Origin of the sequence: Scandinavium goeteborgense, assembly GCF_003935895.2 — a bacterium.
GTDB classification, from domain to species: domain Bacteria; phylum Pseudomonadota; class Gammaproteobacteria; order Enterobacterales; family Enterobacteriaceae; genus Scandinavium; species Scandinavium goeteborgense.
This window is the reverse complement of the sequence record NZ_CP054058.1, coordinates 2,716,978-2,740,392: the sequence shown is the minus strand read 5'-3', so window position 1 is coordinate 2,740,392 and position 23,415 is coordinate 2,716,978. Positions and strand designations below refer to the sequence as shown.

Annotated in this window: 21 protein-coding genes; 7 read left to right on the top strand and 14 right to left on the bottom strand. The window is 52.0% G+C overall.

Annotated elements, in window-relative coordinates:
* Position 1 precedes the first annotated feature (1 nt).
* Positions 2-220: an acyl carrier protein gene (locus A8O29_RS14085; RefSeq protein ID WP_125353702.1), complete on the top strand. Its 219-nt coding sequence runs from the start codon at positions 2-4 to the stop codon at positions 218-220.
* 64 nt (positions 221-284) lie between these two features.
* Here the strand turns inward: A8O29_RS14085 and potD are convergent, their stop codons facing one another.
* Genes potD through potA form a run of 4 tightly spaced genes read right to left on the bottom strand, consistent with a single transcriptional unit; the run spans position 285 to position 4,081 of the window.
* Positions 285-1,319, bottom strand: a complete 1,035-nt coding sequence (potD, locus tag A8O29_RS14080) for a spermidine/putrescine ABC transporter substrate-binding protein PotD (RefSeq protein WP_125353701.1) — start codon at positions 1,317-1,319, stop codon at positions 285-287.
* Positions 1,316-2,107: a spermidine/putrescine ABC transporter permease PotC gene (potC, locus tag A8O29_RS14075; protein WP_125353700.1), complete on the bottom strand. Its 792-nt coding sequence runs from the start codon at positions 2,105-2,107 to the stop codon at positions 1,316-1,318. Before potC ends, potD begins: the two co-directional genes overlap by 4 nt.
* Positions 2,104-2,961, bottom strand: coding sequence for a spermidine/putrescine ABC transporter permease PotB (gene potB / locus A8O29_RS14070; RefSeq protein WP_125353699.1), 858 nt, complete (start codon positions 2,959-2,961; stop codon positions 2,104-2,106). Before potB ends, potC begins: the two co-directional genes overlap by 4 nt.
* Positions 2,945-4,081, bottom strand: coding sequence for a spermidine/putrescine ABC transporter ATP-binding protein PotA (gene potA, locus A8O29_RS14065; protein WP_125353698.1), 1,137 nt, complete (start codon positions 4,079-4,081; stop codon positions 2,945-2,947). Before potA ends, potB begins: the two co-directional genes overlap by 17 nt.
* A 254-nt stretch (positions 4,082-4,335) precedes the next feature.
* Here potA and pepT point away from each other — a divergent pair, with 254 nt between their 5' ends.
* Complete coding sequence (pepT, locus tag A8O29_RS14060) at positions 4,336-5,559, top strand: peptidase T (protein WP_125353697.1); 1,224 nt, start codon at positions 4,336-4,338, stop codon at positions 5,557-5,559.
* Between the two features lie 104 nt (positions 5,560-5,663).
* On the opposite strand, the gene A8O29_RS14055 is transcribed toward pepT, so the two are convergent.
* The 7 genes from A8O29_RS14055 to A8O29_RS14025 form a co-directional block, all read right to left on the bottom strand.
* Positions 5,664-6,785, bottom strand: coding sequence for a ribosomal protein uL16 3-hydroxylase (locus A8O29_RS14055; protein ID WP_125353696.1), 1,122 nt, complete (start codon positions 6,783-6,785; stop codon positions 5,664-5,666).
* A gap of 115 nt (positions 6,786-6,900) precedes the next feature.
* Positions 6,901-8,364 carry a two-component system sensor histidine kinase PhoQ gene (phoQ, locus tag A8O29_RS14050; RefSeq protein WP_125353695.1) on the bottom strand — a complete coding sequence of 488 codons (1,464 nt, stop codon included), beginning with the start codon at positions 8,362-8,364 and terminating at the stop codon, positions 6,901-6,903.
* On the bottom strand, positions 8,361-9,035 hold the full coding sequence (gene phoP / locus A8O29_RS14045; protein WP_110509734.1) for a two-component system response regulator PhoP: 675 nt from the start codon (positions 9,033-9,035) through the stop codon (positions 8,361-8,363). The genes phoQ and phoP overlap by 4 nt, the downstream gene beginning before the upstream one ends.
* A 439-nt stretch (positions 9,036-9,474) precedes the next feature.
* Entirely contained in the window at positions 9,475-10,845 is a 1,371-nt protein-coding gene (purB, locus tag A8O29_RS14040) for an adenylosuccinate lyase (protein ID WP_125353694.1), read from the bottom strand.
* Positions 10,846-10,848: 3 nt separating this feature from the next.
* Positions 10,849-11,490 (bottom strand): high frequency lysogenization protein HflD, encoded by a 642-nt coding sequence (hflD, locus tag A8O29_RS14035; protein WP_125353693.1) that lies wholly within the window; start codon positions 11,488-11,490, stop codon positions 10,849-10,851.
* A gap of 30 nt (positions 11,491-11,520) precedes the next feature.
* On the bottom strand, positions 11,521-12,627 hold the full coding sequence (mnmA, locus tag A8O29_RS14030; protein WP_159464546.1) for a tRNA 2-thiouridine(34) synthase MnmA: 1,107 nt from the start codon (positions 12,625-12,627) through the stop codon (positions 11,521-11,523).
* Positions 12,628-12,668: 41 nt separating this feature from the next.
* Positions 12,669-13,142, bottom strand: a complete 474-nt coding sequence (locus A8O29_RS14025; protein ID WP_125353692.1) for an NUDIX hydrolase — start codon at positions 13,140-13,142, stop codon at positions 12,669-12,671.
* A gap of 114 nt (positions 13,143-13,256) precedes the next feature.
* Between A8O29_RS14025 and A8O29_RS14020 the strand changes: the two genes are divergently transcribed.
* Positions 13,257-13,754, top strand: coding sequence for a methylglyoxal synthase (locus tag A8O29_RS14020; RefSeq protein ID WP_125353691.1), 498 nt, complete (start codon positions 13,257-13,259; stop codon positions 13,752-13,754).
* Here the strand turns inward: A8O29_RS14020 and rluE are convergent.
* On the bottom strand, positions 13,746-14,402 hold the full coding sequence (rluE, locus tag A8O29_RS14015) for a 23S rRNA pseudouridine(2457) synthase RluE (protein ID WP_125353690.1): 657 nt from the start codon (positions 14,400-14,402) through the stop codon (positions 13,746-13,748). The genes A8O29_RS14020 and rluE overlap by 9 nt on opposite strands.
* A 173-nt stretch (positions 14,403-14,575) precedes the next feature.
* On the opposite strand from rluE, the gene icd reads away from it, so the two are divergent.
* Positions 14,576-15,826 (top strand): NADP-dependent isocitrate dehydrogenase, encoded by a 1,251-nt coding sequence (icd, locus tag A8O29_RS14010; protein WP_125353689.1) that lies wholly within the window; start codon positions 14,576-14,578, stop codon positions 15,824-15,826.
* Positions 15,827-15,913: 87 nt separating this feature from the next.
* On the opposite strand, the gene A8O29_RS14005 is transcribed toward icd, so the two are convergent.
* Positions 15,914-18,802 (bottom strand): bifunctional diguanylate cyclase/phosphodiesterase, encoded by a 2,889-nt coding sequence (locus A8O29_RS14005; RefSeq protein ID WP_125353688.1) that lies wholly within the window; start codon positions 18,800-18,802, stop codon positions 15,914-15,916.
* 190 nt (positions 18,803-18,992) lie between these two features.
* Between A8O29_RS14005 and A8O29_RS14000 the strand changes: the two genes are divergently transcribed.
* The 3 genes from A8O29_RS14000 (at position 18,993) to A8O29_RS13990 (ending at position 21,220) form a co-directional block, all read left to right on the top strand.
* The gene (locus A8O29_RS14000) at positions 18,993-19,517 is read left to right on the top strand and encodes a YagU family protein (RefSeq protein WP_125353687.1); all 525 of its coding nucleotides are present in this window, start codon (positions 18,993-18,995) and stop codon (positions 19,515-19,517) included.
* 231 nt (positions 19,518-19,748) lie between these two features.
* Positions 19,749-20,312: a TetR/AcrR family transcriptional regulator gene (locus tag A8O29_RS13995; protein WP_125353686.1), complete on the top strand. Its 564-nt coding sequence runs from the start codon at positions 19,749-19,751 to the stop codon at positions 20,310-20,312.
* 110 nt (positions 20,313-20,422) lie between these two features.
* Positions 20,423-21,220 carry a transporter gene (locus A8O29_RS13990; RefSeq protein WP_168713877.1) on the top strand — a complete coding sequence of 266 codons (798 nt, stop codon included), beginning with the start codon at positions 20,423-20,425 and terminating at the stop codon, positions 21,218-21,220.
* Positions 21,221-21,281: 61 nt separating this feature from the next.
* Here A8O29_RS13990 and A8O29_RS13985 read toward each other — a convergent pair whose 3' ends face one another.
* Positions 21,282-23,258 (bottom strand): alkyl/aryl-sulfatase, encoded by a 1,977-nt coding sequence (locus A8O29_RS13985; protein WP_125354872.1) that lies wholly within the window; start codon positions 23,256-23,258, stop codon positions 21,282-21,284.
* Between the last annotated feature and the right edge of the window lie 157 nt (positions 23,259-23,415).

Here is a 23,415-nt window from a genome sequence, read left to right as displayed (position 1 = left end):
GATGGAAGAACAAGTACTGGCCCTGTTTGAGCGCGTGCTGTCCCGCAAGGTTGGCTTTAATGATGAACTTATTGAGTCAGACATTCTCGACTCGATTATGGCCGTCGATGTAGTACTCGAAGTTCAGGATGAGTTCGGCTGCATGATTTCCCCGACGGATGTCGCCATCGTATTAAAAACGCCGGCGAGTCTGGCGGCCTATATTGAAGAAAACCGTTAGGCATTTCGATTAAAAAAGCCAGAGGCATAATGCGCTCTGGCTTTTGGTATGGGGCAGGGTGCGATCACCGACCCGCTTTCAGCTTCTGGTAATAATCTTCGTAGATACGGCTGGCATCACCGACGTCGTTCTGCCATTCGCCTTTCTTAATGGTTTCCGCATCCGGATACAGCGATTTGTCGTTGGCGACTTTTGGATCCAACAGTTTACGCGCCGCCAGGTTTGGCGTCGGGTAGCCAATAGTTTCTGCCACCTGTTTGGCGACATCCGGGCGCAGCAGGAAGTTAATCAGCTTCAGCGCGCCGTCGACGTTTTTGGCATTCGCAGGAATCGCCAGGCTGTCCATCCAGAAAATACCGCCTTCTTTCGGCCAAACCACTTCCAGCGGCGTTCCGGCCTGACGGGCCACGAATGCGGAACCGTTCCACACCATCCCCAGATTCACTTCGCCTTCCATATACGGGTTCGCCGGGTTATCGGAGTTAAACGCCGCGACGTTAGGCATCAGTTTTTGCAGCTCTTTGTATGCCGCCTCAATCTCTTTTGGATCGGTGGTGTTACCGGAATAGCCCAGTTTACGCAGCGCAATCTGGAAAACTTCACGCGCATCGTCGGTCAGCAGCAGGCTACCTTTATATTCTGGTTTCCACAGGTCGGCCCAGCTGGTGACGGTTTTCGGGTCGATAGCGTCGCTATTTACGCCAATCGCCGTGGCACCCCAGATGTACGGGATCGAATAGTCGTTGTTCGGATCAAACGGCTTGTTCAGCATTTCCGGGTCAAGATTGCTGAAGTTAGTCAGCTTGCTTTTGTCGATCTTCTGGATCATGCCTTCTTTACGCATTTTGTCGACAAAGTAGGTCGAAGGCACCACCAGATCGTACGCGCCGTCTTTATAGGTTTTCAGCTTGGCGTACATGGTTTCATTCGATTCATAGGTCGAATAGATAACCTTGATCCCGGTTTCTTTGGTGAATTGCTCCAGCAGGCCCGGCGGTACGTATTCGGTCCAGTTATAGAAATAGAGCGTTTTGCTGTCATCGGCGTGCGCCGCACCCATTCCGAGCACCAGCGCCGCGGCGGCAAGCATTTTTTTCATTTTGATGTCCCCTGAGATTTCGTTTTATCACGAGCAACAATCTGGCTGGCAACCACCATAACCAGAGAAAGTATTAACAGAATGGTCGCCAGCGCATTCACTTCGGGTGAAACGCCGACTTTAACCATCGAGTAAATCTTGAGCGGCAAAATTTCATAGCCCGGACCGGTGACGAACGAGGAAACCACCACATCGTCCATCGACAGGGTAAAGCTTAGCAGCCATCCGGCAGCGACCGCAGGCATTGCCAGCGGCAGAATGATTTTGCGCAGAATGGTCATTTCGCTGGCGCCCAGATCTTTCGCGGCTTCAAGCATCCGCACGTCAAAGCCTTTCAGGCGCGAGTAAACGGTGACCACCACAAACGGTAGGCAGAAAGTGATGTGCGAGAACAACAGCGACCAGAAGCCGAGCTGAATGCCAATCAGCATAAACAGTACCAGCAGGGAGATCGCCATGACGATATCCGGCGACATCATCACCACGAACAACATGCCACTGACGAACGGTTTACCGCGAAAACGATAGCGAAACAGCGCCACCGCGGTGAGTGAGCCAATCAGCGTGGCAAATGTCGCGGAAAATACCGCCATCGTCAGTGAGTGCTGAGCCGCCTGCAACAGACTGTCGTTGTTCATCAGCAGGCTGTACCACTGGGTGGTAAAACCCCGCCAGTTAATGCCAAACCGCGAGCTGTTAAAGGAGTTCACGATCAAAATAATGATCGGAATATAGAGATAGGCGTAAATGGCGGTCATAAAGCCGCCACGAAGCAGACGACCGATCATTCGAGTTCCACCGTTTTATTCAGCAACCGCGCAGCGCGCCAGTAAACCAGCAGCATCAGGCCCATCACCAGCGTCAACGTAATGCTGGTGGCCGCGCCAAAAGGCCAGTCGCGAATATTCAGGAACTGGCTTTTAATGACGTTGCCGATAAGCAGGTTCTTCGCGCCGCCCATCAGGTCGGAGACATAGAACAGCCCCATTGCGGGCAGCATCACCAACAGACAGCCGGCAATAATGCCCGGCATGGTCAACGGCATGATGATGCGAATAAAGGTCTGGAACTTATTGGCACCTAAATCGCGGGCCGCTTCCAGCAGCGGTTTGTCGAGTTTCTCAATGCTGGAATAGAGCGGCATGACCATAAACGGCAGCAAAATGTAGACCAGGCCGATGATCACCGCGCTGGGCGTGTACATGATGCGAATCGGCGTATCGATCAGCCCGGTCCACAGCAGTAACGCATTCAGATAGCCTTTGGTGCTGAGGAAAATTTTCAGGCCGTAGATGCGGATCAGCGAGTTGGTCCAAAACGGCACAATCAGCAGAAACAGCAGCAGAGGGCGGACTTTCTCCGGCAGGCGCGCCAGGAACCAGGCGAACGGATAGCCGAGGATCAGACACGCCAGCGTGGCCAGCAGCGCCATGTTCAGCGAGTGCAGTAAAACGTCGAAATAGAGTGGGTCGAGTAGACGCGCGTAGTTACCCAGCGAAAAGACCATTTTGACGAAATTGGCGTCATCGCGGGTCAGGAAGCTGGTACCGATGATCATCAGGTTGGGCAGAAAGACAAATACCACCAGCCAACCGACGATGGTGGCGATCACCACCTTCTGGAATTTACTGGTGTTCTTCATCAGCCAGCACCACCTCCCAGCTTTCGACCCAATTGATGGCCATTTTTTGATCCAGAGAATGGTCGAAGTCCGGGTCATCTTCATTGAAGAATTCGCTGACCAACACCATTTTCCCGTTTTCCAGCTCAACCACGGATTCAAGGGTCATGCCCTTGTAGTTGCGCTCGCGCACGTAGCCAATCAGGCCTTCGATGTCGTTATCGTGATTAATTTCATCGACGCGCAAATCTTCCGGACGCAGCAGCACATTGAGCTTCTGGCCTTTTTCTACCGCGAAATTGACGTAGATATTACACTCGCGGCCTTCAACGTTGGCGCGCACGCGTTGTTCATCCAGACGCTCAATCACCGTGGCGTTGAACCTATTGATTTCGCCAATGAATCCGGCGACGAACAGGTTCTTCGGCTCTTCATAAATTTCACGCGGCGTGCCGTCTTGCTCGATTTTGCCATCCCGCATCACTACGATACGGTCAGACATGGTCAGGGCTTCTTCCTGATCGTGGGTGACGAACACAAAGGTAATACCGAGCTTGCGCTGTAGGGCTTTGAGTTCGTTCTGCATCTGCTTACGCAGTTTGTAATCGAGCGCAGAAAGGGATTCGTCCAGCAATAATAGACGCGGTTTATTCACCACCGCGCGGGCGATAGCCACACGCTGCTGCTGTCCGCCGGAAAGCTGATGTGGTTTGCGCTGGGCAAACTCGTCCAGCTGCACCATGCGCAGGGCATCGGTAACGCGAGGCGTAATTTCGTTGGCAGGCGTTTTTTGCATCCGCAGGCCGAAGGCCACGTTCTCGAACACGGTCATGTGCGGGAACAGCGCGTAGCTTTGAAATACAGTATTAACGTGGCGGTTTTCCGCCGGGACATCGGTGATGTCGATATCTTCAAGATGTATGCGGCCGTGGTCGACATTTTCGAGCCCGGCAATCAGACGTAACACCGTGGTTTTACCGCAGCCGGAGGGGCCTAGCAGCGTAAGGAATTCACCATTATTAATGGTGAGATTGAGATCTGAAATGACTGTTTTACCATCAAAGCCTTTGCGAATCCCCGCCAGATGCACCAGCGGTGAAAGCGAACGCGATTGTGTATTCAATTTTTTACTCTGTCCCATGTAAACGTAGCGAATAATTCCCGCTACGGGGTGTGTGGTTAACCACCTTAAAGGTCTGACACATAATTAAGGGCTGGCATTCTACGGCAATCCCCTGAAATCGCCAATCATTCTGCCTCCTTGTTGATTACCTATATACAATTCACATAGGCAATTGAAAAAAAATCTCAATTGCCGGGCCAAAAGTGACCTGACGCAATATTTCGGGATCGGTGCTTACTGATAATGTTGATTCAAAAAATGAGGGCGACGACATGGATAAATTACTTGAGCGGTTTTTGCAGTACGTTTCTCTGGATACGCAGTCGAAGCCTGGCGTGCGGCAGGTGCCGAGCACCGAAGGGCAATGGAAATTGTTACGCCTGCTCAAAACGCAGCTCGAAGAATTGGGGCTGGTTGACGTCACGCTGAGTGAGAAGGGCACGGTGATGGCCACGCTGCCTGCTAACGTTGAGGGTGATATTCCTGTCATTGGTTTTATTTCTCACGTCGATACCTCTCCCGATTTTAGCGGTAAAAACGTCAATGCGCAGATTGTCGAAAACTATCGCGGGGGAGATATCGCGCTCGGTATCGGCGATGAAGTGCTGTCCCCGGTGATGTTCCCGGTGTTGCATCAGCTGCTCGGCCAGACGTTAATCACTACCGATGGCAAAACACTGCTCGGCGCGGATGACAAAGCCGGCGTGGCGGAAATCATGACCGCGCTGGCGGTGATGAAGGCCAACAACGTGCCACACGGCGAAATCCGCGTGGCCTTCACGCCGGATGAAGAAGTGGGCAAGGGCGCCAAACACTTTGACGTTGAGGCGTTCGGTGCGCAATGGGCGTATACCGTTGACGGCGGCGGCGTGGGTGAACTGGAGTACGAGAACTTCAACGCCGCGTCGGTGACCATCAAAATCGTGGGCAATAACGTCCATCCGGGCAGTGCCAAAGGGGTGATGGTGAACGCGCTGTCATTGGCTTCGCGCATTCACGCTGAAGTGCCCGCTGAAGAAAGCCCTGAGCAGACGGAAGGCTATGAAGGTTTCTTCCATCTGACCAGTATCAAAGGCACCGTCGACAGCGCGCAGATGCACTACATCATTCGCGATTTTGACCGCAAAGAGTTCGAAGCGCGGAAGCGCAAAATGATGGAAATCGCGAAAAAGGTGGGCAAAGGGCTGCACCCGGATTGCTACATCGAACTCATCATCGAAGACAGTTATTACAACATGCGTGAAAAGGTGATGGAGCATCCGCACATCATCGAGGTGGCGCAGCAGGCGATGCGTGATTGCGATATCGAACCGCTGATGAAACCGATTCGCGGTGGCACCGATGGCTCGCAGCTTTCGTTCATGGGATTACCGTGTCCGAACATTTTTACCGGCGGCTATAACTACCACGGCAAGCACGAATTCGCGACGCTGGAAGGGATGGAGAAAGCGGTCAGAGTGATTGTGCGGATTGCGGAGTTGACCGCCAAACGGTAGTCGGGTTTGCCAGATTATTGCCCGGCGGCGCTACGCTTGCACGGGCCTACAACGTCACAATCATGTAGGCCCGTGCAAGCGCAGCGCCGCCGGGCGACCGGCTATCAGTCTTCGAAGAACCAGTAGCCGCTGTTCACCAGCGCAGAGAGCATCGCCAGGAATGACGGGTCTTCCAGCGCATCGCCAAAGTGTTCCGCGTTCAGTTCAATATGACTCGCCAGCGCTTCCAGTGCCGGGCGATGTGGCGATTCAATTTTCTCACCGTTCACATACACTTCACCGTCAATGCGCAGTACGCGCAGGCCACCCAGACGAACCAGTTTGTCGCCCTGTTGCAGCGCATCGTAGATTTCATCGGCCTGATACGGCGGCTCCGGCGGAGAAACGTCGAGTTCGTGGCGCGTCTGGCTGATGAACTCGCCAAACCACTGGGTAAAGTGTTCCGGTTGGCTAATCATTTCGAGCATCATCGCGCGCAGCTTTTCGAGTTCCTGCGGCACGATATCCGCCGGATGTTCACGCGCAGGCACGTCCGGATCGGTATAACGGTGTGTCCCCAATTCACGCTGCAAGACGTAATCCGCGAAACCGCTGATCAGCTCTTTGCCGCTTGGCGCGCGGAAACCGACCGAATAGTTCAGCGAGTTTTCCAGCGAATAGCCTTCGTGCGGGAAACCTGGCGGAATATAGAGGATGTCGCCAGGCTCCATTTCTTCATCGATAATCGCGTCGAACGGATCAACCTGAAGCAGGTCTGGGTGCGGGCAGTGCTGCTTCATTGGCACTTTGTCACCCACGCGCCAGCGACGGCGCCCGGTTCCCTGAATGATAAAGACATCGTACTGATCCAGATGCGGGCCAACGCCGCCGCCGGGCACGGAGAACGAAATCATCAGGTCGTCAATGCGCCAGTCGGGCAGGGCGCGGAATGGGCGCATCAGCGCAGCGGTCGGTTCGTGCCAGTGGTTTACCGCCTGTACCAGCAGCGACCAGTTGTTTTCACTCAGGTGATCGTAGCTTTGGAACGGACCGTGGCTGACCTGCCATTTGCCTTCATGGTGGCTGACGAGGCGGCTGTCCACTTCGTCTTCCATGGCGAGGCCCGCCAGTTCGTCAGGGGAAATAGGGTCGACAAAGTCGGTAAAGCCGCGCTTCAACACGACCGGGCGTTTTTGCCAGTAGCGTTCGATAAAGTCGGGCCAGTTGAGCGATAACTGATAATCCATAATGTTTTATTCCACAGGCAGGCTTCTGTTGGGAGTTTTGACTCTACTTCGTTCGAGTTGCATGAAGTATAACGGATGCCACTGCCCGACGATGCAGGCGGCGGCAAAAAAAGACTCAAGCCTCTTTGCTTTCCGGATGCTGGCGGCCGAAAATCACGTCCATTTTTGCACCGCCGAGCGGGCTGTCGCCGGGCAGAATTTTGCCTTCATATTGATCGACAATTTCACGCGCCACGGAAAGCCCTACGCCCTGGCCTGGACGCAGCGTATCTGCGCGCTGACCGCGGTCAAACACCAGGTCGCGCTTGCTCTGCGGAATACCCGGGCCGTCATCTTCCACGAAGATATGCAGATGATCGTCCGTCTGGCGGGCCGACACCTCCACGAACTCCAGACAGTATTTGCAGGCGTTATCCAGCACGTTGCCCAGCACTTCCATAAAGTCGTTTTGTTCGCCGACGAAGCTGATTTCAGGCGAAATATCGAGGGTGATATTCACGCCTTTTCGCTGATACACCTTGTTCAATGCCGAGGTCAGATTATCCAGCAGCGGCGCCACCGGGTGCAGTTCGCGGCTGAGTAACATGCTGCCCGTGCGCATACTGGCCCGATGCAGGTAATAGCCAATCTGCTGCGAGATGCGGCTGATTTGTTCCAGCATCACCGGTTCGGCGTCTTCCACGCTGAGCTTGTTGCCGCGCAGGGAACGCAGCGTACTTTGCAGCACCGCCAGCGGCGTTTTCAGACTGTGCGTGAGATCCGTCAGCGTAGTGCGGTATTTGTCGTAGCGGTCGCGCTCGCTTTTCAGCAGGCGGTTGAGGTTTTGCACCAGGCTTGTGAGCTCGCGGGTGGTTGCCGGGTTCAGCGTCTCGCGGTGGTGCTCTTCCAGTTCACGCACCTCTTTCGCCAGCGATTCTATCGGCCGCAAACTCCACCATGCGGCGACCCACAACAGCGGAATGACCAACAGCAAATTCGCTGCCAGCACATAGATAAACCAGCTCCAGACCATATACGAGCGCTTCAGCTCGATGGGAATGGTGTCGACGACCACGATGGTCATCTGCGGTAAATGCGAGGTCGCGGGGTAGATATTCACAGCGACAGAGTGAGTCATCTCGGAATCGTCATCCTGCTGGCGAATCTCATTGAGCTGCTGCATCACCGCATGATCGTTACGCAGCAGCATGCTTGATGAGCTCACGTCGGCTTCAATTTCGTGGAAACCGTTGGTCTTCAGCCATTCCGGACGAATACGATCCACCAGCCACGGTACGTCGCGCTGCATCCACAATAGCTTGCCGTGTTTGTCGTAAATGAGCGCCATGGTTGGGCTTTGCAGGTTGAGATTTTCGGGGATCTCAACGCTGACTTTATTATTTTCATAACGCGCCAGGGTGTAGAACAGGTTGCTTTCACCGCGTAGCAAACGGAAGGTGGTTTTATCGAAGCTGACGCTATAGCCGACCAGCGCGACCATGCCGTACGCCAGCGACAACACCAGAACCACCCCTGCGGTTGCGAGCAAAAAGCGGACGCGCAGGGAGAGGGGTAAAATATGCCTGAGCACTTTTTTCATCCGCGCAGTTCGAACAGGTAACCCTGACCTCGTACGGTGGTGATCACGTCCTGCGGGTACTGAGCCTGGATTTTCTTACGCAGGCGGCCCATCAGCACGTCAATGGTGTGGCTCTCGCGCAGTTCGGCGTCGGGGTAGAGTTGCAGCATCAGGGAATCTTTGCTGACCACTTTGCCGTTATTGCGGATAAGCGTTTCCATAATGGTGTATTCAAAGGCCGTCAGCTTAATGACTTCATCATTCACCGACAGCTCACGGCGCGACAAATCAACCTGGAACGGCGGAAGGGAAATCACCTGCGATGCCAGGCCGCTGTTCCGGCGCAGCAATGCCTGCATCCGCGCCACCACTTCTTCGATGTGGAACGGTTTGGTCACGTAGTCGTCCGCCCCGGCGCTCAGCACTTCAACTTTATCCTGCCAGCCCTCACGGGCGGTCAACACCAGCACCGGGAGTGAGATTTCATGGCTGCGCCAGCGGCGGATCATCGACAGCCCGTCTTCATCCGGCAAGCCTAAATCGACAATCGCAATATCCGGCACATGTTCACCGAGATAATAATCCGCTTCCTTTGCGTCTTCCGCAGCATCAACCTGGTGGCCCAGCTCCTGCAGCTGAACTTTGAGATGGTGACGCAACAGGGCGTTATCCTCCACGACGAGTACGCGCATGTCTCTACTCCCTTTCATTTACGATTTGAATAGTTTAACGCGATTACGCAAAACCAGTGCATTCAAGTGAAACTTAATCTGACGCTTTAGCCGATAATATAAACTGACTTCGCCGTGCGGACTTAAGCATTTCTGAGATAACGGGAGTCTGTTTATTTAACGTTGAGGGCTGGGGATCTTGCGGAAATTACCTGAGGATTATTAACACCATGAATCATGAGTCCCTGATGGGACTTGTCCGAACGTTTCGCCGAGGTAATATCTTGCCTGCAGTGAATCCCCCTATGCGGTGGGGCGTTCAGTAGAACTTCGGTCTTAAGGTCACGCGGGCACTGTGCAGACTGACACAGGCTCACCAGGAGGCACCTGGCACTGCATCATGCTTTCTCCTCGCCAGAGGAAAACCTCTCTCCCCGGGCGGGAAGAGAGGAGGGGCAACTTACTTCAGTTCATCAACCATCGTAATGGCACGACCGATGTAGTTGGCCGGGGTCATGGCTTTCAGGCGCGTTTTCTCGTGTTCTGGCAGCGCCAGACCATCGATAAACTCTTTCATGCCTTCGGCGTCAACGCGTTTCCCGCGGGTCAGCTCTTTCAGCTTCTCGTACGGTTTTTCAATGCCGTAACGACGCATCACGGTCTGGATTGGCTCTGCCAACACTTCCCAGTTGCTATCCAGCTCTGCCAGCAGGCGATCGCGGTTCACTTCCAGTTTGCTCACACCTTTCAGCGTGGACTGATACGCAATCAGCGCATAGCCGAGACCGACGCCAAGATTACGCAGCACCGTGGAATCGGTGAGGTCACGCTGCCAGCGGGAAACCGGCAGTTTGCTCGCCAGATGTTGCAGCACGGCGTTGGACAGACCGAGGTTGCCTTCGGAGTTTTCGAAGTCAATCGGGTTCACTTTGTGCGGCATGGTGGAAGAACCGATTTCACCGGCAATGGTTTTCTGCTTGAAGTGGTTCAGCGCCACGTAGCCCCACACATCGCGATCGAAGTCGATCAGGATCGTGTTGAAGCGTGCCACGCAGTCGAACAGTTCAGCGATGTAATCGTGCGGTTCAATCTGGGTGGTGTACGGGTTCCACTGAATGCCGAGCGACGTCACGAACTCTTCGCTAAATTCATGCCAGTCGACTTCCGGGTACGCCGCGATGTGGGCGTTATAGTTGCCGACCGCACCGTTGATTTTACCGAGGATTTCCACCTGGTTCAGCTGACGATACTGACGCTCCAGACGGTACGCCACGTTAGCCATCTCTTTACCCATGGTGGACGGGGTCGCAGGCTGGCCGTGGGTACGGGAAAGCAGGGGGATATCGCGATACTGCACCGCGAGGTCTTTCACCGCATCGATAAGCTTACGCCAGTACGGCAGCACCACTTCGTCGCGCGCGGTTTTCAGCATCAGCGCGTGGGACAGGTTGTTGATGTCCTCAGAGGTGCAGGCGAAGTGAATGAACTCAGACACCGCGTGCAGGGCAGGAACGTCAGCTACTTTCTCTTTCAGGAAATACTCAACCGCCTTCACATCGTGGTTGGTGGTGCGCTCGATGGTTTTAATGCGCGCGGCGTCATCTTCGTTAAAATCAGCGATGATCTTATCGAGGAAACCGTTTGCGTCAGCAGCAAAAGCTGGAACTTCCTTGACAGCTGTGTGCGCGGCTAATTTTTGCAGCCAGCGAACTTCAACCTGCACACGGAATTTCAGCAAACCGAATTCGCTGAAAATGCCGCGCAGCGCGCTGACTTTATCGCCGTAGCGTCCATCGACAGGGGAAACGGCGGTCAGTGAGGATAATTCCATAGATCACAACTCCGGAGTTATATGAGCAAGAATTTGTTTTGCCTGAGTGGTCAGGCGATTACGGGAAAACATGAGTTGCAGACGACCGCCGCCAACCTGGTGCCACAGCACCGCGGCGCGGATACCTGCCAACAGGCCAGCGCGAACTTTAGCCTGCACCTGTGGGCTTTGCAGCACGGCAGGGGAACCGGTGACCTGAATACGCGGTCCCAATGGGCTTATCACGTCGACATAAATAGCCGCCATCGCGCTCATCAAGGTTTCAGACTGCAAATCGAAATGGTCTAACTGGCGCTGTAACCCGGCAATGCGTTCGCCGAGCGTGTCCATCGCGCCTTTGGCGGCAAAGAGCTTACGTTCCAGCACCATCAGGCTTAAGGTGTAACGCGTCAATTCGGCGTTGAGGCCCTGACGGCTGCTGGCGTTGAGCACACCAAGCAGCGTTTCAAGGCCGAGGCGAAGATTGGCTTCACTGCCACCGAACACGCCCAGCGTGGAATCCGGGTTGAGATCGATAACGCTGTTCAGCGCCACGTGCAGGGCATCGTTGTCGCAGTGACCCTGATGCGCAAGCTGCTGAACCAGACGGGCCGACTGGCAAATCCCGGCCAGCGCGATAGTGATGTCGTAATAGTTCTTCGCCACTAAAACTCCTTTCTGTGTGCTGTCTGAGTCTTAAACCGGCAGCGGCAAACGCTGCTCGATAATGCCGCCACCGAGGCACACTTCACCGCTGTAGAACACGGCGGACTGGCCTGGGGTTACAGCAGAAACGGGCTCGTCAAAGCGAACCTCAATGCGATCTTCATCCAGTGCGGTTACGGTGCACGGAATGTCTGTCTGGCGATAGCGGGTTTTCACCGTGCAGCGCAGGGTGCCGTTTAATGGCTCGCGATCGACCCAATGCAGTTGCTGGGCAATCAGGCCGACGGACATCAGGCGCGGGTGGTCATGACCCTGCGCCACCACCAGAATGTTATTTTCAACGTCTTTATCGACGGTGTACCACGGCTCTTCGCTGCCGTCTTTGGTGCCACCGATACCCAGGCCTTTACGCTGGCCGAGGGTGTGATACATCAGCCCCTGGTGCTCGCCAATCACGTCGCCATCAACGGTCACGATTTTACCCGGCTGTGCAGGCAGGTAGCGGCCAAGGAATTCGCGGAATTTGCGCTCGCCGATAAAACAGATACCGGTTGAGTCTTTTTTCTTCGCGGTGATGAGATCGAGTTCTTCCGCAATGCGGCGAACTTCAGGCTTTTCCAGCTCGCCAACCGGGAACAGGCTTTGGGCAATTTGTTCGTGGCTCAGCGTATACAGGAAATAGCTCTGGTCTTTATTACCGTCGAGACCGCGCAGCAGCTGGCTTTTGCCATTCACATCGGCGCGGCGCACATAGTGACCGGTGGCGATGAAATCGGCACCTAAATCTTCGGCGGCGAACTCAAGGAAGGCTTTAAATTTGATTTCTTTGTTGCACAGAATATCCGGGTTCGGGGTACGACCGGCTTTGTACTCTTCGAGGAACAGCTCAAACACGTTGTCCCAGTATTCTGCGGCAAAATTGACGGTGTGCAGCTCAATGCCGAGCTTGTCGCACACGGCCTGGGCATCGGCCAGGTCAGCTGCGGCTGTACAATATTCCTCGCCATCGTCCTCTTCCCAGTTCTTCATGAACAGGCCTTCAACCTTATAACCTTGCTGTTGCAGCAGGTAGGCAGAAACGGAGGAATCGACACCGCCGGACATGCCGACGATCACTTTTTTTGGGCTTTCTGACATTGGAATACTCACGACATTGAACTTCAAGGCGGCATATTCTATCACGCAGCCCCAGGGTTGACACCCTTTGTGAAGGGCCAGTTAAATTCGCCGATAATTTCCAACGGCAGACGTTGGCCGCTCTGCCAGCAGCGGATGCTTTCAGCGACTAGCGGAGAGCGTAAATGACAGGCGGTGAGGATCTCTTCGGCGCTCAGCCACAGGCAACGATCGATATCGTCATCATGGGGTTGCGTCTCACAAACATCATCCAGCTCGATGGCAAAAAGAAAGCGCAGGAACGGGGTGTTGTCCGGAGCAATCCACTGATGCATGCGTACCAGATGCTGCGGCGTGGCGCTAATGCCGGTCTCTTCCCACAACTCGCGCTCAGCGGCCTGAACCAGCGTTTCGTCGGCTTCCAAATGCCCGGCAGGCTGATTCCAGGTGGCTTTTCCATTGACTGTTTCTTCCACAATCAAAAACTTACCTTTGGCGTGAACCAGACAGGCGACGGTGACGTGCGGTTTAAACATGGAGACTCCTGATTTCGGCGCGTGATTATATTTATTTGATATGGATCACATTTTTATGCCACCACTATACTTCATTCGGGTGTTCGACCGAACACGCGATCCGAGGTATGCATCATGCAATTGACAACTCGCACCATGCCCGTTCGTAAACGCGTTGCGCTGGTGGCGCACGATCCCTGCAAAGCCTCGTTGCTCAGTTGGGCGACGGCCAATCAACATACGCTCAGTGAACATGTGATTTATGCCACCGGTACCACCGGGCGGTTGCTGCAAACGCAGAGCTGTTTATCCGTGCTCACGCTGATGAGCGGTTCCATCGGTGGCGACCAACAGCTTGGCTACCTGATTGCCACCGGGCAAATTGATATTCTGATTTTCTTCTGGGACCCGCTCAGCGCGGTGCCGCATCATTCAGACGTGAAAGCCCTGATGCGCCTGGCCACCGTCTGGAACATTCCCATTGCCAGCAACCCCAGCAGCGCGGACTTTTTGCTGCACTCCAGCCGCTTTGCCGAAGAACTGGAGATTGTGGTTCCAGATGGCGACGCATTTCTTAACAGCCGGGTGTCACACGTCACTCAGGATGGGGCTGACCTGACGGCGTTACTCTGAGGTCACATCCCGCCATTCGCCATTGGCGAGATTGTCCAGGGTGTAATTGCCCATCGCGTAACGAATCAAACGCAGGGTAGGGTAGCCGACATGCGCCGTCATGCGGCGAACCTGCCGGTTACGTCCTTCATACAGCGTGACTTTCAGCCAGCGCGTGGGAATGGCTTTTCGCTCGCGGATGGGCGGATTACGCGGCCACAGCCATTCAGGTTCATCCACAAGCTCAATTCCTGCGGCCAGTGTCGGCCCGTCATTCAGTGTTACGCCGGTGCGCAGCGCATTCAGCGCGGCCTCATCCGGCTCACCTTCCACCTGCACAAAGTAGATTTTCCCGGTGCGTTTGCCCGGCTGGGTGAGCTGCGCCTGCAACGCGCCGTCGTTGGTCAGGACCAGCAGGCCCTCGCTGTCGCGGTCGAGTCGCCCGGCGGCATACACGCCCTGGACGTCGATAAAATCTTTCAGCGTGCTGCGTCCGGCTTCGTCAGTAAACTGCGGCAAAACATCGTAGGGTTTATTGAACAAAAGGACGCGTTTTGGCTGGCTTTCTTGGCGTTGTCTGGAAGCTTGTTGTGAGCTGAATCGCTTAAGGCGGTGATTTCTAAAAGAAGTTTTATTCATGGTATTTTCAGGCCGGGTCAATTGCCGCATTATAGCCTAATTACGAAGACCTTTCATGGAACCCAACATTCAGGTAGTATCAACCAGCTCATTACAAATCATTAACAAAAATATTGCTCACACTATTCGCGTTGCGGGGCAGCAACGCTACCCAGGACACGAAAGTCACGAGCAGTCACCAGAAGCGCTCGAAGGAGAGGTTAATGGAAAGCAAAGTAGTTGTTCCGGCGGAAGGCCAAAAGATCACCCTGCAAAACGGCAAACTGAACGTCCCCCACAATCCGATTATTCCTTTCATCGAAGGTGATGGTATCGGTGTGGACGTGACTCCGCCGATGATCAAAGTGGTGAATGCCGCTGTAGAGAAAGCCTATAAAGGCGAGCGTAAAATTTCCTGGATGGAAATTTACACCGGGGAAAAATCCACCAAATTGTATGGACAGGACGTCTGGCTGCCAGCTGAAACGCTGGATCTGATTCGCGATTATCGCGTGGCCATCAAAGGCCCGCTGACCACCCCGGTCGGTGGCGGTATTCGTTCTCTGAACGTAGCCCTGCGCCAGGAGCTGGACCTTTACGTCTGCCTGCGCCCGGTACGTTACTACCAGGGCACCCCAAGCCCGGTTAAACACCCAGAACTGACTGACATGGTCATCTTCCGCGAAAACTCAGAAGACATCTACGCTGGCATCGAGTGGAAAGCCGACTCTGCCGACGCGGAAAAAGTGATCAAGTTCCTGCGTGAAGAGATGGGCGTGAAGAAAATTCGCTTCCCTGAACACTGCGGTATCGGCATCAAGCCATGTTCAGAAGAAGGCACCAAACGCCTGGTTCGCGCGGCGATTGAGTACGCTATCACCAACGACCGTGACTCTGTGACCATCGTTCACAAAGGCAACATCATGAAGTTCACCGAAGGCGCTTTCAAAGACTGGGGTTACCAGCTGGCGAAAGAAGAATTCGGCGGTGAGCTGATCGACGGCGGCCCGTGGCAGAAAATCAAGAACCCGAATACCGGCAAAGAGATCATCGTTAAAGATGTGATCGCCGATGCGTTCCTGCAGCAGATCCTGCTGCGTCCAGCGGAATACGACGTTATCGCCTGTATGAACCTCAACGGCGACTACATCTCTGATGCCCTGGCGGCACAGGTTGGCGGCATCGGTATCGCACCAGGCGCAAACATCGGTGACGAGTGCGCGCTGTTCGAAGCCACCCACGGGACAGCACCGAAGTACGCAGGCCAGGATAAAGTGAACCCAGGTTCCGTCATCCTGTCCGCAGAAATGATGCTCCGTCACATGGAATGGTTCGAAGCCGCAGACCTGATTGTTAAAGGCATGGAAGGCGCAATCGCTGCCAAGACCGTGACCTATGACTTCGAACGTCTGATGGAAGGCGCTAAGCTGCTGAAATGTTCAGAGTTTGGTGACGCGATCATCGACAATATGTAATTCGCTTTAGCGGTTACACAAGAACGGGAGCCTGATGGCTCCCGTTTTTTATTTAATGGGCTCTATTTGAACAGAGCCCATCATTAACTATAAAGAGATTTGGCCGTTATCAATATGCCATTCGCTGAACGGCTTCGGTCGCCCATAGTGATAACCCTGCGCAAGAAGACAACCCATGGCGTGTAATTTATCACCCGTTTCCTGATCCTCAATCCCCTCAGCAACCAAGGGAACGCCAAAGCTTTTTGAGAGACTCAACACGGAATTAATTACCGACTCACTCCGGCTATCCTCCATTACCCCACTGACAAACTGACGGTCTATTTTGAGTTGATCAAATGGGAGCGTATGCAGATAAGACAGACTGGAATAACCTGAACCGAAGTCATCCAGAGAGACAGTGACACCGATTTCACGTAAGGCCTTCAGATGTCGACACGTATTGGTGCCACTGCCAACCAAAACACCCTCGGTAATTTCGATACAAAGATTATAACCCTGGAGCCCATGCTGTCGGAGTGACTCAATCACGACTTCCGCGAACTCATTCGCCTGGAGCTGGATCGGGGAAATATTGATATGCAGTTTGAAATCTTCACAGCTGCCGCGAGCCATCAGTGCAGCCAATTCGCGGCAAGCATTGTTGATGATCCATTCCCCTAGTGGAATGATGAGGTCTGTCTCTTCCGCTATTTTAATAAACTGATCTGGCGGCACATTCCCCAGCACCGGGCTTTCCCAGCGCACAAGACATTCACCTTCCCGACATTCCGTATTTCCATCCAATCCAACAATGGGCTGCATCACAAGATAGAACTCTTCACGCTCAAGTGCGTGGCCCAGTTGTTCATGGAGCTGAATATGGCGCAGCCCAGAAGTATGCATGTCTGGAGTGAAGAGGGTGACTTTGCCATTACCCTCGCGGCGGGCATGATGCAGCGCAATGCCTGCATAACGTATAACTTCATCAAGGTTTTCAGGTGTTAACGCTTCCTCCGCCAGACCGGCGTTCCCTTCGATACGCAATTCATGTTGGCCGATATGCGGCATTTCCTGAATGTTGAAGAGCGTCTGTGCTTTTTGCTGCCATACGCTGAGTTGATCCATCGATTTAACGGGAGGGAGAATAACGACAAGTTTATCCATGCGTTCACGGCAAATAATAATATCGTGCGGGAAAATCTCTGTGATACGTGAAATCAGATAGTTGATGAGTGAGCTGCCGTAATCCTGGCCCAGCAGGTTAGTGAGCGAAGAGTGGTTACTAAGATGGACCAACATCAAAACGCTACGGTTATTCAGGTATTCAGGATGATGGCGCAACCCGAATAACGTCAGTAAGCCGGTTTCGGCATCCTTCTCCAGCATGGGGTGCGGGAGCTTTTCGGCCTGTGTAACTTTTTCACGTCGCGGTAAGCGGGTCGGTCGGTTCTTCATGACGTATAGCTTTTCGTCGGCTATCTGACAATCTTTGGCAAAATCACCAGTAAATTCCTGGATGCCATATGAGCACGAGATAGGAATAGTCATTCCGTCATATTGAAAATGTTTGAGCTTTTTCTGTGCCTTCTGCATCAGCGCACTGGCTGACGAATAGTTACACCATGGCATCAGCAGCAAGAACTCATCTCCCCCCATACGAATAATCGTATCAGAAGCGCGCAACGTCTTGATTAGTGTTTCAGAGAAATACGCCAGACAAAGGTCACCGACATGATGCCCGTAGGTGTCATTGATGTCCTTGAACAAATCCAGATCCACCGCCACGATTATCCACGATTCATGTGCAGACATAGAGTTGATGATGACCTCACCGCCCTCCCTGGAGAAGGCACGGGTCAAGGAGTCGTAGCTGAGTCTCTTCAACATGTTCATGATATTGCGATATGCATTCATCGACGTAGCGAAAAATAACAACAGGATAAGATTCGTAAAGACGAACATCGAGGATCTGTGATGTACGACATTATATAAACCGACCTTAGCGTTGACGGTAAAGCCTTCCGTCAAAGGGATTTTCACACTCGGGAAAAGGGAATAATTTATTTCTGTGGGTGTTAGCGCCAGGTCTGGGCCACCGCGCTTGCTCCGCAGAGTCAGTTGATAAGATAAGGCAGTGATGCCGGTTTGGGTGAAGTGTTTATTAAACAACTCAGACAGATCGTTGGAGGTATAATCGGTGGAAATAATGCCTTCAACGCTGCTTTTATTAAAATTGAGATTATTTGAAATTACCGGCACGCTGAACGTAATAACCGGCAGTCCGGTGAGTGAATCTGTATAAACATCGCTGTAAAGACGTTCTGATACCAGGAATGCTTTTTCAGCTTTAACTTTTCTGGAGACTTCATCTAAATAAGAACTGATTGCCAGGTGAGGTGATGTGAATTTATAGTCGCTTTTCTTTACCGGTTCAAAACTGTAAGCATAGTTAAGATTCGCACTGAAAAAATAAGTCCAGTAAGAGGTTTTGTTATCATCACTAAGGCTTTTCCAGAATGAATTGAGAATTGCCGATATTTTACGATCGCTAACGCTCACGTCACCAGAGGAAAACATGATATGTTTCTGATACAGTGATGGATCGATTTCATTTTGTCTGAAGTTAACATTGGAACCCAATTTTCCAGCAATATCATTACTGGAAAGAGCCACCAGATCCCCAAGTGCCGACGCGATATTTTTATTTTTCTCAATGTTATTATCAATTACGACAGCGATATCATTAGTGGCGAAGCGGGCACTCCGTACCATGTCAAGATAAGAGAGTAATAGCAGAGTGGCATTAACTATCAAAATAATAGTTAGCAAAGAGAAGATGAGAGCTCTTTTCTCGATTTTGAACGCGTTTATAGTTTTCATAAATGGAGGGTGCAAAACCAGTTGTATATCACAAACGATAATGTTACCACAGCAGGCATGTCGGCCCTGACAAAACCCATTTATTTTTGGATAATGGGGGTGAGTTTCGTCCATAAATAAATTATCACAAAAATTATATGCGCCTGAATATCTCAATGAAGGTTATTAGTGCATAACTATCGAATGCATTGTTTATAAATAAACAACCCATTAACACGGGATTTGAAAATTTAGCATTTAAAGCTAAATTTAAGTTGTGACTTTGTTGCATCTTTGCGGCGAAATTTACCCCAGGGAGCGTGTTATGGATTTTTTGAAGAGAACCAAGGCTGAAGCGCGAAACTATGGCGTCGCGCTATGGGCCGGCTTTTTAGGCGGGAACTTATCGAGTTTCGTGAAGTGGGGGACTGAAAACCCTATGCCTCCGCGTACTGCAGATCGAGCAATCCCACCGGCAGAAATGCTTCAGGACGTCGGGTTGAAGGTCAATGAAATGGTCTACCACTACTCTGGACACATTGTGAACTGGGGCGTGGCAGGCATCCACCATATGTTCTCAATTGGCTTTGCTATGTTTTATTGCCTCGTTGCAGAGGTCTTCCCGGCAATCAAACTCTGGCAGGGGGCTGCATTTGCCATACTCGTAACAATTGGGTTCCATGGTGTGATGCTGCCGGTATTCCATTGGGCTCCGCCACTATGGCAATTACCTTTCGATGAGCTTTTCTCAGAAACGCTTGGCCATATTCTTTGGATGTGGGCCATTGAGATTGTGCGACGTGATATTCGTAATCGCATTACGAAAAAACCGGACCCCGAGTTTCAGTGATTAATCAGGGATTGGTCAATTAAAACGGACCATCACGTCGCGTTTGCCAGTATCGATTTTCTGATTATTTACTGGTAAATCAACGTCATATTAGTGGGGTCTTAGCGTACTACAAGACCCCAGGATATCGTTGTGTTTTCATAGGTTGCTTCGCTTAGGCCCAGCCTTGTGCATACGTTAAATTAGCGAAGATCCCTGTACTCTCATTCACGATTCAACCAAGGTATCGTCATGGCCAGACCATTTAGTGAGGAGAAGCGCAGGGCTATTCTGGAATCATCCGCACGGATTATTTCGGAGCAGGGACTCAGCGCGACCACGGCGTTTATTGCGAAAGAAGCGGGAATATCAACCGGTTCATTATTTACTTACTTCTCGGATAAAAATTCTCTGCTAAACCAGCTATACCTCGATATTAAAGCGGAAGTCGCCGCTGCGCTTATGCATAAGTTCCCCTTCAATGCTTCATTAAATGACAGGTCCTATCATGTCTGGACGTGCTATATCACCTGGGCTGTCAGGCATCCTGAAAAGCACAGTGCAGTGCAACAACTTCATTTATCGAAAATTCTTAACGCGCAGACCCGAGTCATAGCGGAAACGCTCTTTGAAAGCGTGTATTACCTATTACGTGAGCTCAGTAAAGCGGAGATATACGGAGGGGAGGGGTTCATCTCTGCCTTCATGGCATCTTTGTTGGACATTACTGTCACTTCCATACTGGAATACCCCGATAAAACCGTAGAGTACACAGAGAGTGGGTTTGGTCTTTTTTGGCGCGCGCTCGACGTTTGATTTTTTTTAAATAATAAATGACTGACTAGTTAGTCATTTACTGTGTAATCTATCAGGTTCTACTATAGTAAATAATACCCGCACACAGACTTTAAATTTTGAGATGTAAAATGACCACAAATAAAATAGCACTGACTGCAATAGCTTTCGGGATGGCCACTAACGCATTGGCTGCTGACAATAGTGCGGAATTAGCCAAGAAACTTAATAACCCTATATCTAATCTGATCAGTGTGCCATTTCAGTATGACTATGATAAGGACGTTGGCTCGAGTAAAGGTTCAAGAAACCTTCTCAATATACAGCCCGTTATGCCCATCGATTTTTCGGATGATGCGATAATCATTAGTCGAACGATTATCCCGGTGGTCAGTGAAAGGAATGTGACGCCTGGCAGTGGAATACAAACCGCTGTGGGGGATATTACTCAAAGCTTTTGGTACTCACCGAAGAAAAAAACATCGAATGGTTACATTTGGGGTCTGGGGCCGGTGCTGACCATTCCTACTGGTTCTTCGTTATCCAGCAAAAGCTGGGGGGCGGGGCCAACCGCAATCGTGCTCAAGCAACAAGGGCCATGGACCTACGGCGCGCTGGTTAACCATATCTGGGATTACGCAGGAAAAAGTAATCGTACACATACCAGCCAGACTTTACTTCAACCGTTTGCAAGCTATACGTGGCCAACGGCGACTTCCCTCGTCATGAATACAGAATCGACTTATGACTGGCGCGAAAGTGAGTGGAGTGTGCCGGTTAACCTGATGGTGAATCAGGTGGTTAAGGTCGGTGGGCAAATAATGCAGTTCGGTACCGGGGTGAGATATTGGGCGGTCAGTGATGATGATCACGGCCCAGCAGGATGGGGTTTACGACTGAATGTGACATTCCTGTTCCCGCAAAAATAATCGTTTTTGTGGTCAAATAAAAAAGGGAGCCATCGGCTCCCTTTTATTATTTCAGTTCAGCTTATGGCGTAACGATGTTAAACCAGAATTCGAACTTGTCCATATAACTCATCAACTCAGTCAGCTTGTTGGCATCGCCGGTGATTTTCAAGTCACCTTTGTCTTTAGCCTGCTGCAGCGTCTCTTCTTTCAGCACAATACGGTCCAGCGTATCGCGGGAAAGCGTGATGGTGGCATCGGCTTTATCGGCCTGAGCGTTTGGCGTGTGGTTAAGCACACCGTTTTCCAGCTCAAGCTTGTATTTCCCGCCCTGATCACCGAAGTCGACGTTAAGTGTCACATGCGCATTCGCCGCTTTTTCACCGTTAATATGAACTGCCATATAATCGAAGAACATTTCCGGCGTCATTGCACGGACGGTATCCGGGCTTGCGGTATTTGGTGTTGCCGCTTTGACAACCCCGTTACGCAGCTCTTTGGCACCTGACAGGTAGAAGTTACGCCATGGGCCAGATTCTGCCTGATAACCCATCTGCTCAAGCGCATCGGCTTCCAGATTAAGCGCCGCTTTGTTTGACGGATCGGCAAACACAACTTTACTCACAACCTGTGCGACCCAACGGTAGTTACCCTGGTCGTAATCCGCTTTGGCTTTTTGCAGGATGTTATCCGCGCCGCCCATGTACTCGACGTATTTCTTCGCCGCTTCTGCCGGTGGCAGTTCATCCAGGGTTGCCGGGTTGCCATCGAACCAGCCGAGATAGAACACGTAGGTGGCTTTCACGTCGTGGCTGACTGAACCGTAGTAACCACGGCTGGCCCAGGTCTTCTCGAGAGTTTCTGGCAGCTTAAAGTTAGCGGCGATTTCGTCACGGGTCAGACCTTCGTTCGCCATTCGCAGCGTCTGGTCATTGATATAACGATACATGTCGCGCTGACCTTTCATCAGGTTGACGACGTTATCTTTACCCCAGGTCGGCCAATGGTGCTGAGCGATAATGATTTCGGCATCATTGCCCCAGCGATCAATAGCGGCATTGATGTATTTAGACCATGCCAGCGGATCGCGGATTTTCGCACCACGCAGAGAATAGGTGTTGTGCAGGGTGTGAGTCACATCCTCTGCCGCTTCGATCATCTTCTTCTCTTTGACGTACCACAGCATTTCTGAAGGTGCTTCAGAACCTGGGGCCATCATAAAGTCGTAAGTCAGACCATCGATAACTTCTTCCTGACCGGTATGGGTGATGTAATCCGTCGGTGCCAGCAGTGTCACTGTACCTGCGGAAGTCGTCGTCCCGAGACCCGCGCCAACCTGACCTTTGGCATCAGCCGGCAGCAGGTTACCGTACATGTAGCTTGCACGACGGCTCATGGCATTACCCGCCATGATATTTTCATCTACAGCCGCACCCATGAAGCCTTGTGGCGCATAGATTTTAACTTTGCCGGATTTGACATCAGCCTGGTCAACGACACCGCGAACGCCGCCGTAGTGGTCAACGTGGCTGTGGGTGAAAATAACTGCAACGACAGGTTTTTTACCGCGATTCTGATAATACAGGTCCATACCGACTTTAGCCGTTTCTGCAGAAACCAGCGGGTCGATAACGGTAATCCCGGTTTTACCTTCAATGATCGTCATGTTTGACAGGTCAAGGTTACGAATCTGATAAACACCGTCGGTGACTTCAAACAGGCCGCCGATGTTGATCAGTTGGGACTGGCGCCACAGGCTCGGGTTAACCGTGTCTGGTGCTTTGTCGCCTTCTTTAATAAAGGCATAATGCTGAGGATCCCAGACAGTATTGCCTTTCTCTCCTTTAATGACCTGTTGCGGCAGAGCAGCAATGAAGCCCTTATGCGCATTGGTAAAGTCGGTGTTATCGGAGAAAGGCAGTTTGCTGTAAAGCGCTTCGTTTGCCTGTTTGGTTGCCGCAGTGGCATCATTGGTCGGGGCCTGGGTTGCCGCAGTCACCGACAGTGTAGTCAGTAACCCCGCGACAGCCAGACTCCTGGCAATCATATTCAATCTCATTCGTTCAACCTCCTGGTATGATTTAGCGTGTTCAGTTCTACTGAATATCGCGTGATTTTTCGTCAGCACCGAAATCACAGCATAATGAATTGCTTTAACTGTAGTTCTAAAACGGAAAACGCAACGTACAGCACTGAAATTATTGGAAAAATGTTGG

Excerpts from the sequence above, each read along its gene's own strand:
- A8O29_RS14085 (WP_125353702.1), top strand. The coding sequence starts at position 2 with ATGGAAGAACAAGTACTGGCCCTGTTTGAGCGCGTGCTGTCCCGCAAG.
- potD (WP_125353701.1), bottom strand. The coding sequence starts at position 1,319 with ATGAAAAAAATGCTTGCCGCCGCGGCGCTGGTGCTCGGAATGGGTGCG.
- potC (WP_125353700.1), bottom strand. The coding sequence starts at position 2,107 with ATGATCGGTCGTCTGCTTCGTGGCGGCTTTATGACCGCCATTTACGCC.
- potB (WP_125353699.1), bottom strand. The coding sequence starts at position 2,961 with ATGAAGAACACCAGTAAATTCCAGAAGGTGGTGATCGCCACCATCGTC.
- potA (WP_125353698.1), bottom strand. The coding sequence starts at position 4,081 with ATGGGACAGAGTAAAAAATTGAATACACAATCGCGTTCGCTTTCACCG.
- pepT (WP_125353697.1), top strand. The coding sequence starts at position 4,336 with ATGGATAAATTACTTGAGCGGTTTTTGCAGTACGTTTCTCTGGATACG.
- A8O29_RS14055 (WP_125353696.1), bottom strand. The coding sequence starts at position 6,785 with ATGGATTATCAGTTATCGCTCAACTGGCCCGACTTTATCGAACGCTAC.
- phoQ (WP_125353695.1), bottom strand. The coding sequence starts at position 8,364 with ATGAAAAAAGTGCTCAGGCATATTTTACCCCTCTCCCTGCGCGTCCGC.
- phoP (WP_110509734.1), bottom strand. The coding sequence starts at position 9,035 with ATGCGCGTACTCGTCGTGGAGGATAACGCCCTGTTGCGTCACCATCTC.
- purB (WP_125353694.1), bottom strand. The coding sequence starts at position 10,845 with ATGGAATTATCCTCACTGACCGCCGTTTCCCCTGTCGATGGACGCTAC.
- mnmA (WP_159464546.1), bottom strand. The coding sequence starts at position 12,627 with ATGTCAGAAAGCCCAAAAAAAGTGATCGTCGGCATGTCCGGCGGTGTC.
- A8O29_RS14025 (WP_125353692.1), bottom strand. The coding sequence starts at position 13,142 with ATGTTTAAACCGCACGTCACCGTCGCCTGTCTGGTTCACGCCAAAGGT.
- A8O29_RS14020 (WP_125353691.1), top strand. The coding sequence starts at position 13,257 with ATGCAATTGACAACTCGCACCATGCCCGTTCGTAAACGCGTTGCGCTG.
- rluE (WP_125353690.1), bottom strand. The coding sequence starts at position 14,402 with ATGCGGCAATTGACCCGGCCTGAAAATACCATGAATAAAACTTCTTTT.
- icd (WP_125353689.1), top strand. The coding sequence starts at position 14,576 with ATGGAAAGCAAAGTAGTTGTTCCGGCGGAAGGCCAAAAGATCACCCTG.
- A8O29_RS14005 (WP_125353688.1), bottom strand. The coding sequence starts at position 18,802 with ATGGACGAAACTCACCCCCATTATCCAAAAATAAATGGGTTTTGTCAG.
- A8O29_RS14000 (WP_125353687.1), top strand. The coding sequence starts at position 18,993 with ATGGATTTTTTGAAGAGAACCAAGGCTGAAGCGCGAAACTATGGCGTC.
- A8O29_RS13995 (WP_125353686.1), top strand. The coding sequence starts at position 19,749 with ATGGCCAGACCATTTAGTGAGGAGAAGCGCAGGGCTATTCTGGAATCA.
- A8O29_RS13990 (WP_168713877.1), top strand. The coding sequence starts at position 20,423 with ATGACCACAAATAAAATAGCACTGACTGCAATAGCTTTCGGGATGGCC.
- A8O29_RS13985 (WP_125354872.1), bottom strand. The coding sequence starts at position 23,258 with ATGAGATTGAATATGATTGCCAGGAGTCTGGCTGTCGCGGGGTTACTG.